The sequence below is a fragment of the Psychrobacter sp. Ps3 genome (genome assembly GCF_022129275.1).
In the GTDB taxonomy this organism is placed as follows: Bacteria; Pseudomonadota; Gammaproteobacteria; order Pseudomonadales; family Moraxellaceae; genus Psychrobacter; species Psychrobacter submarinus.
Genome location: NZ_JADQAL010000003.1, coordinates 58,975 through 73,372 on the forward strand (window position 1 = coordinate 58,975; position 14,398 = coordinate 73,372).

Consider the following 14,398-nt stretch of genomic DNA (forward strand, 5'->3'; position numbering starts at 1 on the left):
CAATCGCATAAAATGCGCTATGGGCTGAGTTAAATGTACAGCAAAAACCGCTCATCTAAGTGATTGTTATCAAACAACTAAATAAACACAGTTTATGTTTTCAAAAATAATAGACTATGATATAATTGTGCCCTTTTTGGTATACCTGCGAAAGAGAGAAATCAGATGGTTGTTATTCGTTTAGCACGGGGCGGTGCCAAAAAACGCCCATTTTATCAAGTCGTAGTTGCTGATCAACGCCGCGCGCGTGATGGTCGCTACATCGAAAACATTGGCTTTTTTAACCCTTTGGCTAAAGAGTCAGAAGAAGCAGTACGCTTAAACATGGAAGCGTACAATGCGTGGGTCGCAAAAGGCGCACAGCCTTCAGATCGCGTTGCTTCATTAGCAAAGTCTTACAACAAGGCTGCTGAAAGCGAAGCGACTGCTTAAGTTTTAAGTGATGATCTTTAAATAGCTCATCAGCTATTTTAGGGTCTGGTTTTAGAGATACTGACTTACAAACTTAGCGCTCCATAGCATATCGTTATCTTCTTTACCTTACACTGATTTATTACATTTAGAGTCGTTATGTCATCAGCACCTGCTAATAACCTTATGAAAATAGGTCAGCTCAAAAAGCCTTACGGTATAAAAGGCTGGCTTTGGGTGTTTAGCGATACCGATGATCGAACGTCTATATTTGATATGCAGCCTTGGTATATGAAGACCGCTATGGGTATGAAGCCTTTGACTGTCAAAGCTTGGCGAGAGCAAGGATCGGGTATTGTCGCTCAGTTTGAGCAAGTTCCTGATCGTAATGTTGCAGAAACCATGAATGGGGTAACCCTTTGGGTGGAGCAAGATGTCTTGCCTGAGACTGGCGAAGATGAGTACTATTGGTCCGATTTGATCGGGGTGCGAGTCTTCAATGAGCAAGATGAGTATTTAGGCGATATTACTGAGATGTTTGAAACCGGTGCCCATGACATTATGCGTGTCGCGGCTACTTCAGACAGCTTAGATGATGAAGAGCGTCTGATACCTTGGCACAAACAGACTGTGCTTGAAGTAGATATAACGGCTAAAACCGTTGTCGCTGCTTGGCCAAGTGACTATTGATCTGTGATTAGTGATTGCTGATGTATTTTGCTGTCATAACTATCTTTCCTGAGATGTTTGCTGCGATTCGTGATTTTGGTATCACTGGACGCGCGGTGACTCAGCAGCAAGTTATGATTGAGTGCATTAATCCACGCGATTATACCACTGACAATTACCGCCGTATTGATGAACGTCCCTATGGTGGTGGTCCTGGTATGGTGATGATGGCTCAGCCACTGTCGCAAGCGATTGACGATGCTAAAGAGCAAGCTCGCCTGCACGGTTGCCGTACTGACAGCAAACACTGTCCGGTGGTTTACCTGTCACCGCAAGGGCGGACGCTTAGTGAAGATAGCGTACTTGAGATGGCTGATTATGATGGCATGATTTTATTATGTGGTCGTTATGAAGGCATCGATGAGCGCTTGTTGACACAATACGTCGATCTAGAAATATCGCTTGGTGATTACGTCTTAACTGGCGGTGAACTCCCAGCTATGGTGCTGATGGACAGTGTGATACGTCGTTTACCTAACGTTATGGGTGATGACAAATCTGCAGTGCAAGACTCGTTTGTCGATGGCTTGCTTGATTGTCCTCATTATACTAAGCCGCATGAGTTTGCTGGTATGGCGGTTCCGGAAGTATTGCTTTCAGGCCATCATGCCAATATTGCTAAGTGGCGCTTTTGTCAGCAAGTCGAGCGTACCAAGGCAAGACGGCCAGATTTATGGCAAGCTTTTAGTCCAACAGCTGAGCAAGCCCGCTGGCTAAAAGAGCAGTCAAGGTAGCGTCCATAATAGTCAGATGCTTACTTATGTCGTCAGTATAGCTAAACTGTTAAAAAGAATTTTGCGCAATAATGAACCGGCTATAGTGTAATGGCCGTTTACCCAACCCCACTTACCTTGTATCTACCTACTATCAATTTAAAGAGTAGACAGAGACAATTAATTATTACAAACAGGTAATATGCGCTTAGCCTCTATTATCTAATGTGAGGAGACAACTCTCATGAGCAACAAACATCCATTAGTTCAAAGCGTTGAAAATGCTCAACTAGTAGAACGCCCTGACTTTAGCGCTGGCGATACTGTCGTCGTACAAGTAAAAGTACGTGAAGGCGAGCGTGAGCGTCTACAGGCCTTTGAAGGCGTCGTTATCGCTAAGCGTAACCGTGGTCTAAACTCTGCGTTTACCGTCCGTAAAATCTCAAGCGGTGTTGGTGTTGAGCGTGCTTTCCAACTGCATTCTCCAATCATCGATAGCATTGAAGTGAAGCGCCGCGGTGCCGTTCGCCGTGCGAAACTATACTACTTACGTGAGCGTTCTGGTAAATCAGCACGTATCCGCGAGAAGCTTGGCGCACGTCCAACAAAAGCTGGCGCTCAAAAGAAGACTGATGCTGGCGTCCCTGATGCGGTTGAGACTGCACCTGGTATCTAAGCCAGCAGTCGCGCTCAATGTTGAGCCTAACTATTGATAGTTATGAATTACTTATCAGTAATCATTACTAGCGATAGTGACAAGCCCTTATTCATAGGTTTATTATATAAATAAGTAGGCGTACCAAAAAAGACAAAACCCCAATCTATGCGCAAGCTAGATTGGGGTTTTTGTATTGATAAAGCACAACTTTAATTATTTTCTCCAAAGCTTACTTCGCTGCTTGCTTCACCACTTACATTGTTACTTACTTTGTCGCTTGGCTTATCTGGTAAATCTAGACGACTGGCTTGACTCTTAGATCTGCTGTGCTTACGCAAGCGAATATAGACGGTTTTGGTGACGATGGCGACGACTTTTTGGTTGTTATCGACGATTTCAGTACGATAGTCGCGAAATACTGGCTCGCCACTCTCAGCGAGTTTGCGAATAGCCGTCGCCTCACTGCTAGAGACTTTTATCCGTGCCGTTACTTTACTAGTAGCTGGCGCGACAAACTCAATGTGTGAGCTTTTATCCCACACCACATAATTACTCCCTAATTGCTGCATCAATAACAGCATATAAAAAGGGTCGGTCATAGCGTACAAACTACCACCAAACTGTGTGCCAACGATGTTTTTATTCAAAGCCGTCAGCCCCATACTGACAACGCATAATCCTTGATCGGTATCTAAGTGCTCAAGCTTGATACCCGCACCTACATAAGGCGCGTAGGTATTGATACGTAGCTTCAATAGATGCGGCGTCAGTATCGGCATAATGTACTGTTTGGCTTTGCGATTTAATATCTCGAAATTTTTTGGAAATAGCTTCATCTTTTATCCTTCAATCCCTAATTTTTATAATAATATCAGTCGGCTATAATCAGCAATCAGTCTGAGTAATCTTTATCCAGTCAGCGCAAATGCGCAGTATTAGCAGCTGTCGCTATTGACTACTGAACCATGCGCCTAACGTACAAGTGTACACTTAAATGCCCAAATTTTATTTTATAATAGAAAGTAGAGTGAGAGAAGAAGAAAAGGAGACTAGCTATGTCAAAGACTAACAGTGAGCAAAAGGAGGAGACAGTAGAAGAGAGCTGTCAGCTCTGTGGCCGCACAAATCTACCTTTGACTCGCCATCATCTTATTCCGCGCTCACGGCACAACAAGGCCCGTACGCAGCGCCGCTTTAGCCGCACTGAGATGAGTGGCGATATTGCCATGCTATGTCGTCCTTGTCATAGCCAAATACATAAAATTTTTACTAATCATGAGTTGGCAAATTATTATCATACGATAGCGCTCTTACAAGAACATAGCGAAGTCGAAAAGTTTGTCAATTGGGTAAAAAAACGGCCAACGGGGCTGAAGATAAGAGTAAGAAATTAAGCTTATAAATAGCGATGGGAAAACAATACTCGCATTATAGATACTGATGACCTACAATGACCACCCCTTTGTTTACGGTAGTTTAACCTTTAAGAATAGGTCTAGACAGCAGTCCTAACTATCGGTAATTAAAACGAACAAAGGATTATTTAAGTTCTCAGTCAACATAAGGAGATGTGATGAGTAATCCTCAAATCCCCGCATCAAAAAACGCAGACGCTAATCCCAACCTTGCTCACGAAAATGACCCTTTGCAAGGTAGCTATGCCGAATTACATCAACCCTACGCAAGTTTTGAGAGTCGCGACGCTTATCTCAATCATGAATTACAAATCATGCAACCTAAGCGCTGGCGACCAAATTTACCTTTTAGAGATTATCGCTTCGAGTTTGAAGATACCATTCCGGCGATGGCAGCTACTATCGGCAAAGTCGTGATGGTCGGCGCTATTGCCGCAACTTTTGCAGGGCCTCTTGGTTTAGGAGAAGCCTTTGTTTTAGAAAACGTGCGTTATGAGCTGCTCATAGTCGCGTTTTTTGTCATTTTATTCTCAGGTTTTTTGCTGCCTACTGCCAACCTTGCTGGTACTCATGGGCCACTGATTCCTCTTATTCCGATTGTCGTTGCCGCCGGTGGTCACCCTATGGCTTTTGGCTTACTCATTGGCGCTTTTGGTCTGCTGCTAGCGATCAGCAAAGGCGGAAGCTTATTGGCCAATTTAACCAGTAAGGGGGTGTGCGGCGGTCTGCTGCTCTATCTTGGCTTTATTGGGACTATCTCACAAGTCAAAAACCTTTTTGCTTGGGCAGAAGGCATTGGTATGGCGCATATTGCCTTTGTGGTGATTTTGCTCACTATTATCCTGTATGCGGTTTTAGAAAACTATCAAAAGCGATGGCTTGCCGTGCCGCTCAGCTGCTTATTAGGCGGCGGCGTGGCCTTTGCTATGGGCGCACCGTTTGAATTTAAGACCACGCCCGGTTTGCCTAATATGAGCCCGATGTACTGGTGGGGCGAAAACACTGGCTGGATGCTAGGGCTGCCAACGATTGAAAGTTTCATTGTGGTACTACCCTTTGCGGTATTGGCAGTGGCGATGTGGTCGCCGGACTTTTTGGGACATCAGGTGTTTCAAAAGATTAGCTATCCTGAGCGTACTGAGCGCGTGCGTATGGATATCGATGATACGATGATTAGCGCTTCGGTGCGTCAGGTAGCAGGCTCGGTACTTGGTGGCTCTAATTTTGCTTCTTCTTGGGGTACTTATATTGTGCCTGCCGCCATCGCTAAGCGCCCAATCCCAGCTGGCGCGGTATTAACCGGACTATTTTGTGTCATCGCCGGGGTCTGGGGCTATCCCATGGATCTTGCGATTTGGGAGCCAGTCATGTGTGTGGCCTTAATCGTTGGAGTGTTCATTCCGCTACTCGAGGCAGGTATGGAGATGACCCGTGAAGGTAAAACCACACAGTCGGCGGCGATTGTTGTTTTTGCCTCAGCGTTGGTAAACCCAGCGTTTGGGTGGTCTATTACCTTAGTATTAGATAACTTAGGTCTGATTGGCTCAAAAGAGCGCAGTGCCAACTTATCTAAGATGAGTCGCTGGATCATTCCGGTAGTGACCTTTGTGATCTTGACTGGGGTGATGGCTATTGTGGGTATGCTACCTGGCATTCCGGCACTATTACCAAGCTTTCGCCACTAGGATAGGGTTAAAGGTTCAGCGTAGGTACAAACATAAAAAGCCAGCTTTATTAAGCTGGCTTTTTATACTATTAGATTTTATAGGGTATATATAAGCTATTTTCGCTCTTATGTACTCTTTATATCTTAGATGTTTTTTATATGAGTGCCATGGAGCTTATGACCTAATATAGTTAATTCGAAATAAAACCAATATATTTATTTTCTCGTGCTACTGGTATAAATTTTATTTGCTTGCTATGCGCTTCGCACTCCAGAGGCTGCACAAAATTTATCCCAGTAGCACTGTGTCGGATTTGAAGTGAATCAACTATAGCTATCTAGCGGCGCTACTATTTTTCAGCGCGCACTTTATCCACTAAGAAGTCTACCACTTTAGGGACTTTCGCGCTCTCACCGGATACCACGTATTTGCCTTGTACTACGACGGCAGGGACACCGGTGAGCTGATAACGCTTGGCGCCTGCTTGTGAGCGTCCGATTTTGGTGCCTACTGCAAAAGAGTTATAGAGGCTATTGAATTTCTTTTTGTCGACGCCTTGTGAGGCATACCAATTAGCGAGTGAAGCTTGGTCAAATAGTTTTTTACCATCCTTATGGATTGCATCGAATAGCGCATCATGAGTTTTGTCTTCATAACCTAATAGCTGCGCGGCATAGAACCCACGAGCGCTAGATTCCCAAACTGGGTTTAGGGCGGCGGGAGTCTTGAAAAATGCGACATCTTTGTCTTTAGTTTTTGCCCATTTTTCCATATGCGGGTTCAAAGAGTAACAATGAGGGCAGCCGTACCAAAAAAACTCACGAACAATGATAGCATCACCGCTGATTTTTTCTGGATTATCAAGAACTTTATAATCTTTACCGGCGACATAATCGGCCGCTTGTACGCTCATATTAGCAAAGCCAATGGCGCAGGCTAAACCAGTCAATGCGAGGACACGTTTCATACTTCTTCCTTTAATTCTTACGGCTTGAGGGTGTTAAGAGGCACTTATCAAAAGTGCTAAAAAAGGTTAAATACAGTTCGGCTATAATAACGTAAAATGACAGCTATTGTGAACCGTATTCTTAACCAATAGTTGCCATGCTGTAGATATTATTTAAAGCCACATAGCGTGTAGAGAATCAAATATTAACTAACTGATTGTCTAAGGGAGCCGTTCACAATCAGTCACTAGGTGGCTAAGGTAATATAACAACGCTCATGCTAACATTACCTATGGTTTCTAACGCTATTGATACTAGCAGTAGGGTGTTTTTAGTATTAGCTTGCTAAGACCTCATCGCTATCACTGATGAATTCTTAGTTTTTTGAGCCTATCGAATCTAATAACAACGACAACGATGATAACCGTATTCAAGGATATTTCTATGAGCGTAACGCAGCCCCATCAAAATACGACCAACAAAACTCAAGATGAACAAGAGGATATAGCAGAGCAAACGGTCACGAATGTAGACCCTAGTGAGGTTGATAAGTTCAACCAGCTTGCAGGCGAGTGGTGGGATAAGACAGGGGCGTTTGCGACTTTGCATGAGATCAATCCGCTACGTCTCAATTGGATCACTGAAAACGTTGAGCGCGGTTATCAAAGCGCGGATACTAACAAAACCGCAGCTGATGGCTTACAAGGTAAAAAGATACTCGATATTGGCTGCGGCGGTGGGATTTTATCTGAGTCTATGGCGCGGCGCGGCGCTGACGTTACGGGTATTGATTTGGGTACTGAGAACCTAAAGGCAGCGACCCTGCATGCGCAGCAAAGCGGTTTAGAGGAGACGCTACGTTATCAGCATATCGCGGTTGAGACTTTAGCGGCGCAGATGCCAGCTCAGTTCGATGTGGTCACTTGTATGGAGATGTTAGAGCATGTTCCAGACCCTAGCGCTATCGTACAAGCTTGCTATGATTTATTAGCGCCAGGCGGCGTCTGTGTGTTATCGACGATCAACCGTAATCCTAAGTCCTATTTGTTTGCTATCGTTGGCGCTGAATATGTACTGAGATTATTGGATCGCGGTACGCATGATTACGCCAAATTCATCACCCCAGCTGAGCTGGATAAAATGGCACTCAACGCCGGATTTAATCGCCAAGATATTATTGGACTACACTATAACCCCATTACCAAGCGCTACTGGCTTGCACAGAATGTCGATGTCAATTATATGATGGCAGTGCATAAGCCTATGGATCAATAAGACTAAATCAATAATGCTGAAGAGATAAGCGTAAACGGGTCTTTTATAACAGCATAATACTCATCAATTAAGGCAGCGACTATGACTAATTTTGTGAAGGCGGTACTCTTCGATCTAGATGGTACTTTGATCGATACTGCTGCTGATTTTGTGCGTATCATTGGCAAGATGAGCCAAGAGAATGAGTGGCAAGCGCCAAGTGATGCCGATATTCGCCAGCAAGTCTCTGCTGGTGCCTCAGCAATGGTCAAGCTCATGCTAGAGCATAATGGTCAAGTCGGCTTCACTGAAGAGGAGCTACTCACTTATCGGCAGCAGTTCTTGGATGATTATGAGGCCGATATCTGTGTCGATAGTTGTGTTTTTGCTGAGCTTGACGAGTTACTACAGACCCTTGAAAAAAACGGCACCCCTTGGGGCATCGTCACGAACAAACCCCGCCACTTAGCAGAGCTACTACTAAGTAAACTGCAGCTCGATGAGCGCTGTTCGGTACTGGTCTGCCCTGAAGATGTATCACGTACTAAGCCTGATCCTGAGCCTATGTATCTGGCGCTAGAAAAACTAGGCATAGCGCGTGGCGGCTCTGCTTGTGTGCTGTATGTTGGCGATCATATACGCGATATCGAAGCGGGCAATGCCGCTGGCATGCCTACCATTCTAGCGGCTTATGGCTATATCCCAGCAGAAGATCAGCCTAACCTAAAAAAGTGGGGCGCATCTCATATTGTCAAAACGCCAAAGCAGCTTAAGCAATTATTATTAAGGTCTGGTAATTTTGATTATTTGTAAACAGTCGCGCTTTTTAAATTAGTCAATCTCGTCTAAACCCTATCGATAGCAGTGAGTAATACCATGAACAACACTACAAGCAGTACTGAGAAAAACTCTGAGCAGAATACAACAAATGAAAATAGCTATCAGCCTTTGAGTCATGAGCAAATCCGTAATTTTGTCGCAGAAGATGACAGCTTAGAGGGCAAAGTGATTCTAGTGACTGGAGCAGGGGATGGTATTGGCCGAGTTGCCGCTTTAACTTATGCACGTTTTGGTGCAACGGTACTACTCTTAGGCCGCACGACTAGTAAGCTTGAAGCAGTCTATGATGAAATCGAAAGTATGGGCGGTAAGCAGCCCGCTATTTTACCTATGGATCTCGAAACGGCCAGTTATGATGAGATGCAAAAGCTGGAACGGCTAATCGATAAGGAGTTTGGTCAATTAGACGGTCTTCTGCATAATGCAGGTATCTTAGGCGCGTTGACCCCGCTTGAGATGTACGACGTCGATATGTTTGCCAAGGTGATGCAGATAAATTTCACCGCTACCTTTAAGCTGACTCAAGCGCTACTGCCACTGCTAAAAGATGCCAACAATGGCTCTATTGTCTTTACCTCAAGCACAGTCGGTACGTATCCTCGCGCTTTTTGGGGCGCGTATGCTCTATCTAAGCAAGCGCTAGAAGGAATGAGTGATATCTTCACTCAAGAGACGCAAAACACCACGAACCTGCGTTTTAACTGCATCAACCCAGGCGGTACTCGTACCAATATGCGCGCGCATGCCTATCCGGGAGAGAGCCCTATGAGCCTCAAAACGCCGGAAGACATTATGCCAGGTTATGTTTGCTTAATGAGTGATGAGAGTATCGGTGTGCGCGGTCAAGTAGTAGCGCTGCAGCCCAAACCATAAACTTAAGTGTAGCCTGCACTGTCCAAACTCTTCTGTATCTACCTAACAGCCATGCATTGAAATACAAACTACTATGCCCCATCTATCTGTAATCAAAGGATTTTATGATAAATATAGATAGAGCGGTGAGGAGTAAAGTTATGGCAGGTGGATGGTCAAGAGATGGTGCAGAGCACGAACAAATGGATGCTACGGTCAATGATGCGTTAGATCGGGTACGCCAAGCACTACCGACAGGGGAGAGTGCGGAGTATTGTGATGAATGCGGCGAGCCAATACCAGAAGCGCGAAGAGTAGCCGTACCAGGTGTGCAGCATTGTATCGGCTGCCAAAGCGAGCTTGAACAAGATGCTAAAGCCTCTGAGCTATTTAATCGCCGGGGTAGTAAGGACAGTCAACTGCGCTGATAAGCATAAACTTATAATAAAAAACCAACCTGACGCGGTTGGTTTTTTTGTCACAGCACTTTTTGTCACAGTACTTGAGTAATCAAAAAGTAAATAGTTGCTAAATTGAGCAGTAAACCGGCTAAAAATACATAGCCATCTTCAGTAATCAAAGAGATAGCAAATAAAATCACTGAGGCTGCCGGTATCATAACTGCAAAAGGCACAAGCTCAAGCGGAATCATAGCAAGAGCGGCAAAGATACAAAGGGCTGCTGCCACCTTTTTTGCCTTGTCAGAGGTCAGCGACTTGAGTCTAGGCTTAACCAGTTTATCAATCCATTTTGTGGCTTTTGAGGCGATATTCACACCTTTATGCAGCTTGTCTTCATCAAAAGAGATATTATCAACAAACTGCGGCAGCCAAGGACGCTCTTTGCCAAATAGCATCTGAACGCTTATCAAAGTAATAATCACGCCGCAAATAGTCGGCACTCCGGGGATACCTCCGGTTGGCATAATAGCAATAAGTGCAGGGGCAAATATCAGAGGTCCAAAGCCTTTTGAATTCAGCGAATCCATAATATCGCCGATACTGATCTTATCAGCATCTTCATTAGGTTCTAATTGCTCAAGTACCGCAGTCAAGCTGTGCTCTGATGAAGAGGGATCCGACTTTGAATCACCTTTATCATAATGAGCATTGTCATGCTCATCTAAAGCCGCTTGATTACGGTCTGTACCAGCATTAGAGTTGGAAGGGGAAGCGTTATTGTCTGTCACCATAGCTCCTGAGCGCTTACGCCTTACTCATCTTCAGCATCCGCTTCGTCTGGAACGAATACGTAGCCCACACCCCAAACGGTTTGAATATAGCGAGCTTGTGAAGGATTGTCTTCGATCAAACGGCGCAGACGCGATACTTGCACATCGATAGAGCGCTCCATAGCGCCCCATTCGCGGCCTCGCGCAAGATTCATTAGCTTATCGCGGGTTAAAGGCTCGCGTGGATGCTGTACCAAAGCTTTGAGTACCGAAAATTCGCCAGTGGTCAGCGTGACTACATTACCGTCGCGTTTAAGGGTGCGGGTAGACAAATCAAGCGTCCAAGGACCAAACTCAACCACTTCTAGCTGATGGCTTGGCGCGCCGGGTAATTCGCGGTTCTGTCGACGAAGTACTGCTTTGATGCGGGCGAGTAGCTCTTTTGGATTAAAAGGTTTTGGTAGATAATCATCAGCGCCGGCATCTAGTCCAGCGATACGATCGGCATCGCCGCCTTTTGCGGTCAGCATAATGATCGGGATGTCGGCGTTATCTTCGCGCAAGCGCTTACAGATACTGATACCGTCTTCACCTGGCAGCATCAAATCGAGAACGACTAAAGAAAATAGCTCGCGCTGCATGAGCTTATCCATCTGACTGCCATCATGGGCGGTACGTACCACAAAGCCATCATCTTCCAAAAAGCGCTGAAGCAAAGAGCGCAGACGCGCATCATCATCAACGACTAAGATACGCTGAGTCAGAGTATCGGAGCTTTTATTATCAGTCATATAGATATCCTTTAGTGAAGGTTATTATTATAAAAATAGTGGCAATGGGTGTATAACCCAGTTATTCGTCGTTATGCAGTAACCTTAAATTTATGTTATCGCTTTTATTGAGCCGTCTACTCTCTAAAGGCCTTATTTATCCTATATTTTTCTATATTCTAGGATTACTTTTAAAGCTATAAAGGTATTACCTCAGTGTATAAGATTGCGCTACTAATTGCATCACTTGTTCACTGAAATGCTGTATGCGTTTGTTTAACGGGGTAAATAAATTATTTATTTGTTCAATTTTGCATCGTTTTAGCCCAAAAAAACGCTATTTCATCCATAAAATACAAGGATATACGCCGTAAGTATAAAAAGGATTATAAATCAGTCAGCTTTTGCTATAATGCCAATCACCATTTCTCAACGATTGATACGTATATGAGTAGCACTGATAGCTTAACGTCATCGGCAGTCTCAGCAAATGCGCAGGGATTAGATGCAACCACACAAGCCAATATCCACGACAAGCTTGCCCGCAAGCTTGGTATTAAGACGGCTCAAGTCAACGCATTTGTCAAACTTTTCGATGAAGGCGCAACGGTTCCTTTTATTGCGCGTTATCGTAAAGAAAAAACGCAAAACCTTGACGATGCTCAGCTCAGAGCATTAGAGAAGTCGCTCAGCTATGAGCGCGATATGGCCAGTCGTCGCCTAAAGATCACTGAGCTGCTACGTGCACAAGGCACACTCACGGATGAGCTGCAAGCCCGTATTGATAATGCAGCGTCAAAACTTGAGCTAGAAGATATCTACTTACCTTATCGTCCGCGTCGTCGCTCCCCTGCAGCCAAGGCCCGCGCAGCCGGTTTAGACAGCGCAGCAAAAGCCCTATTAACACAAGAGATTACGCCGACGCAGGCGCTAGCGGACTATCAGCTGCCTAGCAGCGTCACCGACGATAGCGGTAATGAGATCGATGTTGACTTTAGCGACCTTGATAAGCAGCTGGCCGGTGTTCAGGCCATCATCGTTGATGAGTGGACGCAGGCGCTTGATCTACTCGATAGTCTGCGTAGCGGCTTTGCCAAAACCGCTAGTGTCGTGACAGCGGTTGCTAGTGAAGAAAAGCGCGAAGTCGGCGAGAAGTTCAAAGACTACTTTGATCATAGCGAGAGCTTAGCGCGTCTGCCCAATCATCGCCTGCTAGCCATGCTACGCGGTCGTCAAGAGAACGTCTTAGGTATAAAAGTCGATGGCGAAGATGCACCCTTTATCGAAAAAATTATCAACCACTTTAATATTGATGCGACAGCGCCAAGCGAGCGCCGTGAGTTCCTTATTGAGGCTGCAAACAGCTTATGGAAAGACAAATGGCGTCCGCATATTGAGCATCGCTTGTTGACCGAAAAGCGCCTAGCCGCAGAAGCTGACGCGATCGATGTTTTTGCTAACAATTTGCAGCATCTGCTGATGTCAGCACCCGCAGGTCCAAAAGTGATCTTAGGTGTTGACCCTGGTATTCGTCATGGCGTCAAGATGGCAATCATCGATGCGCAAGGTCATGTCATGCTGGATAGTAGCGATAAGCCCGTTATCGCTACTGTGTATCCTTTTGCTCCAGATAACAAAATGGATGAGGCTAAGGCGCTTATCGATGAGCTATTAAGTACTTATAATGTCGATTTGGTCGCGATAGGTAACGGTACCGCCAGCCGCGAAACTGACGCTATGATAAAAGAGATTTTGTCGGCTAACCCGTCACTACAAGCCAAAGCGGTTATCGTTAATGAGTCTGGCGCTTCGGTCTATTCTGCCAGTGAGCTGGCAAGTGATGAGTTGGCTGACTTAGACGTCTCGGTCCGCGGCGCGGTATCTATTGCTCGTCGTCTGCAAGATCCGTTATCTGAGCTTGTCAAAGTCGATCCAAAGGCGATTGGCGTTGGGCAATATCAGCACGACGTCAATCAAAACCAGTTGGCCGATAGTCTAGATAAAGTCACCCAAGATAGCGTCAATGCGGTAGGCGTCGATGTCAATACGGCAAGCCCAGCAATACTGACGCACATCGCGGGTCTAAACAAAAACGTCGCTCAGCAAATTGTGACTTACCGCAAAGAGCACGGCGCTTTTGCTAACCGTGAAGCCCTCAAAAACGTGCCACGCCTCGGGGTCAAGACCTTTGAGCAAGCGGCAGGGTTTTTGCGTATCCACGGTGGTAGCAACCCGCTGGATGCCACTGGCGTACACCCTGAGAGTTACGAGCTGGTGAATAGCTTACTTGAACATACCAATAAAGATTTAAGCGAGATCATCGGTAATGATGGGGTGCTTAATAGTATAGATACTAGCGCTATCGCTGCTAATGATGACAACATCAGTGTCAAGGCGATAATAGAAGAGCTTGCCAAACCAGCTCGTGATCCGCGTCCTGAGTTTAAGACAGCAAGCTTCCGCGATGATGTTAATAGTATCAAAGATCTAGAAGAAGGGATGACGCTTGAGGGCGTCGTGACGAATGTGACGGCTTTTGGCTGTTTTGTAGATGTGGGTGTGCATCAAGATGGACTAGTGCACATCTCGCAGATGGCTAATGATTTTGTCGCTGATCCGATGAATCGGGTCAAACCAGGCGACATCGTCTCCGTACGTGTCATCTCCGTCGATGAGCCGCGTGGACGCATTGGCTTTAGCATGAAGCCTGAAGCAGAAAAATCAGCGCGGCCAGCCGCCAAGCCTGCGACCCGCAATACTGGTGGTGATGAAAAAGCGAGCCGCCCGCGCAGTAATCGTCCAAACAACAAGCGCCCAGCGGATAAGCGTGCAACAAAACCGCGTGACCATCGTCAAGCTAATGACAGTGCCTCTAACCGCAGCAAGGCTCCAAAAGCCGACGCACCAGCCAAAATGGGTACTTTGGGCGCACTGTTACAAGAAGCCGGCGTGACCAAAAGCAAAAAATAAT

At 45.6% G+C, this 14,398-nt stretch carries 15 protein-coding genes; 11 read left to right on the forward strand and 4 right to left on the reverse strand.

Going from position 1 to position 14,398, the window contains the following annotated elements:
- Positions 1–165 precede the first annotated feature (165 nt).
- From rpsP to rplS, 4 genes are all read left to right on the forward strand, one after another.
- Positions 166–432, forward strand: a complete 267-nt coding sequence (gene rpsP / locus I3248_RS01635; RefSeq protein ID WP_025646730.1) for a 30S ribosomal protein S16 — start codon at positions 166–168, stop codon at positions 430–432.
- Positions 433–570: 138 nt separating this feature from the next.
- Entirely contained in the window at positions 571–1,101 is a 531-nt protein-coding gene (rimM, locus tag I3248_RS01640; RefSeq protein ID WP_238062296.1) for a ribosome maturation factor RimM, read from the forward strand.
- Between the two features lie 20 nt (positions 1,102–1,121).
- On the forward strand, positions 1,122–1,874 hold the full coding sequence (gene trmD / locus I3248_RS01645) for a tRNA (guanosine(37)-N1)-methyltransferase TrmD (protein ID WP_238062297.1): 753 nt from the start codon (positions 1,122–1,124) through the stop codon (positions 1,872–1,874).
- Positions 1,875–2,097: 223 nt separating this feature from the next.
- Positions 2,098–2,529, forward strand: coding sequence for a 50S ribosomal protein L19 (gene rplS, locus I3248_RS01650; protein ID WP_201556773.1), 432 nt, complete (start codon positions 2,098–2,100; stop codon positions 2,527–2,529).
- Between the two features lie 191 nt (positions 2,530–2,720).
- On the opposite strand, the gene I3248_RS01655 is transcribed toward rplS, so the two are convergent.
- Positions 2,721–3,347 carry a DUF4442 domain-containing protein gene (locus I3248_RS01655; RefSeq protein ID WP_201556775.1) on the reverse strand — a complete coding sequence of 209 codons (627 nt, stop codon included), beginning with the start codon at positions 3,345–3,347 and terminating at the stop codon, positions 2,721–2,723.
- A 219-nt stretch (positions 3,348–3,566) separates the two neighbouring features.
- Between I3248_RS01655 and I3248_RS01660 the strand changes: the two genes are divergently transcribed.
- Together I3248_RS01660 and I3248_RS01665 are read left to right on the forward strand one after the other, a co-directional pair.
- A complete protein-coding gene (locus I3248_RS01660) occupies positions 3,567–3,905 on the forward strand; it encodes an HNH endonuclease (protein WP_238062298.1) in 339 nt (112 codons plus the stop codon).
- A gap of 179 nt (positions 3,906–4,084) precedes the next feature.
- A complete protein-coding gene (locus tag I3248_RS01665) occupies positions 4,085–5,611 on the forward strand; it encodes a DUF3360 family protein (RefSeq protein ID WP_025646724.1) in 1,527 nt (508 codons plus the stop codon).
- Positions 5,612–5,942: 331 nt separating this feature from the next.
- Here the strand turns inward: I3248_RS01665 and I3248_RS01670 are convergent, their stop codons facing one another.
- Positions 5,943–6,560 (reverse strand): thiol:disulfide interchange protein DsbA/DsbL, encoded by a 618-nt coding sequence (locus I3248_RS01670; RefSeq protein ID WP_201604051.1) that lies wholly within the window; start codon positions 6,558–6,560, stop codon positions 5,943–5,945.
- A gap of 424 nt (positions 6,561–6,984) precedes the next feature.
- Here I3248_RS01670 and ubiG point away from each other — a divergent pair, with 424 nt between their 5' ends.
- The 4 genes from ubiG to I3248_RS01690 all read left to right on the forward strand — a co-directional run bounded on the left by ubiG (position 6,985) and on the right by I3248_RS01690 (position 9,914).
- On the forward strand, positions 6,985–7,815 hold the full coding sequence (gene ubiG / locus I3248_RS01675; protein WP_238062299.1) for a bifunctional 2-polyprenyl-6-hydroxyphenol methylase/3-demethylubiquinol 3-O-methyltransferase UbiG: 831 nt from the start codon (positions 6,985–6,987) through the stop codon (positions 7,813–7,815).
- Between the two features lie 81 nt (positions 7,816–7,896).
- Complete coding sequence (locus I3248_RS01680) at positions 7,897–8,607, forward strand: HAD-IA family hydrolase (protein WP_238062300.1); 711 nt, start codon at positions 7,897–7,899, stop codon at positions 8,605–8,607.
- 63 nt (positions 8,608–8,670) lie between these two features.
- Complete coding sequence (locus tag I3248_RS01685) at positions 8,671–9,507, forward strand: YciK family oxidoreductase (protein ID WP_025646720.1); 837 nt, start codon at positions 8,671–8,673, stop codon at positions 9,505–9,507.
- A gap of 140 nt (positions 9,508–9,647) precedes the next feature.
- Complete coding sequence (locus tag I3248_RS01690) at positions 9,648–9,914, forward strand: DksA/TraR family C4-type zinc finger protein (protein ID WP_025646719.1); 267 nt, start codon at positions 9,648–9,650, stop codon at positions 9,912–9,914.
- Between the two features lie 65 nt (positions 9,915–9,979).
- Here I3248_RS01690 and I3248_RS01695 read toward each other — a convergent pair whose 3' ends face one another.
- Positions 9,980–10,675, reverse strand: coding sequence for an exopolysaccharide biosynthesis protein (locus I3248_RS01695; protein ID WP_238062301.1), 696 nt, complete (start codon positions 10,673–10,675; stop codon positions 9,980–9,982).
- Positions 10,676–10,698: 23 nt separating this feature from the next.
- Entirely contained in the window at positions 10,699–11,448 is a 750-nt protein-coding gene (ompR, locus tag I3248_RS01700; protein WP_025646717.1) for a two-component system response regulator OmpR, read from the reverse strand.
- 426 nt (positions 11,449–11,874) lie between these two features.
- Between ompR and I3248_RS01705 the strand changes: the two genes are divergently transcribed.
- Positions 11,875–14,397 carry a Tex family protein gene (locus tag I3248_RS01705; RefSeq protein WP_238062302.1) on the forward strand — a complete coding sequence of 841 codons (2,523 nt, stop codon included), beginning with the start codon at positions 11,875–11,877 and terminating at the stop codon, positions 14,395–14,397.
- The last annotated feature ends 1 nt before the right edge of the window (position 14,398 follow it).

Bases quoted from the DNA above. Each gene is read 5' to 3' on its own strand.
- rpsP (WP_025646730.1), top strand. From the start codon at position 166: ATGGTTGTTATTCGTTTAGCACGGGGCGGTGCCAAAAAACGCCCATTT.
- rimM (WP_238062296.1), top strand. From the start codon at position 571: ATGTCATCAGCACCTGCTAATAACCTTATGAAAATAGGTCAGCTCAAA.
- trmD (WP_238062297.1), top strand. From the start codon at position 1,122: ATGTATTTTGCTGTCATAACTATCTTTCCTGAGATGTTTGCTGCGATT.
- rplS (WP_201556773.1), top strand. From the start codon at position 2,098: ATGAGCAACAAACATCCATTAGTTCAAAGCGTTGAAAATGCTCAACTA.
- I3248_RS01655 (WP_201556775.1), bottom strand. From the start codon at position 3,347: ATGAAGCTATTTCCAAAAAATTTCGAGATATTAAATCGCAAAGCCAAA.
- I3248_RS01660 (WP_238062298.1), top strand. From the start codon at position 3,567: ATGTCAAAGACTAACAGTGAGCAAAAGGAGGAGACAGTAGAAGAGAGC.
- I3248_RS01665 (WP_025646724.1), top strand. From the start codon at position 4,085: ATGAGTAATCCTCAAATCCCCGCATCAAAAAACGCAGACGCTAATCCC.
- I3248_RS01670 (WP_201604051.1), bottom strand. From the start codon at position 6,560: ATGAAACGTGTCCTCGCATTGACTGGTTTAGCCTGCGCCATTGGCTTT.
- ubiG (WP_238062299.1), top strand. From the start codon at position 6,985: ATGAGCGTAACGCAGCCCCATCAAAATACGACCAACAAAACTCAAGAT.
- I3248_RS01680 (WP_238062300.1), top strand. From the start codon at position 7,897: ATGACTAATTTTGTGAAGGCGGTACTCTTCGATCTAGATGGTACTTTG.
- I3248_RS01685 (WP_025646720.1), top strand. From the start codon at position 8,671: ATGAACAACACTACAAGCAGTACTGAGAAAAACTCTGAGCAGAATACA.
- I3248_RS01690 (WP_025646719.1), top strand. From the start codon at position 9,648: ATGGCAGGTGGATGGTCAAGAGATGGTGCAGAGCACGAACAAATGGAT.
- ompR (WP_025646717.1), bottom strand. From the start codon at position 11,448: ATGACTGATAATAAAAGCTCCGATACTCTGACTCAGCGTATCTTAGTC.
- I3248_RS01705 (WP_238062302.1), top strand. From the start codon at position 11,875: ATGAGTAGCACTGATAGCTTAACGTCATCGGCAGTCTCAGCAAATGCG.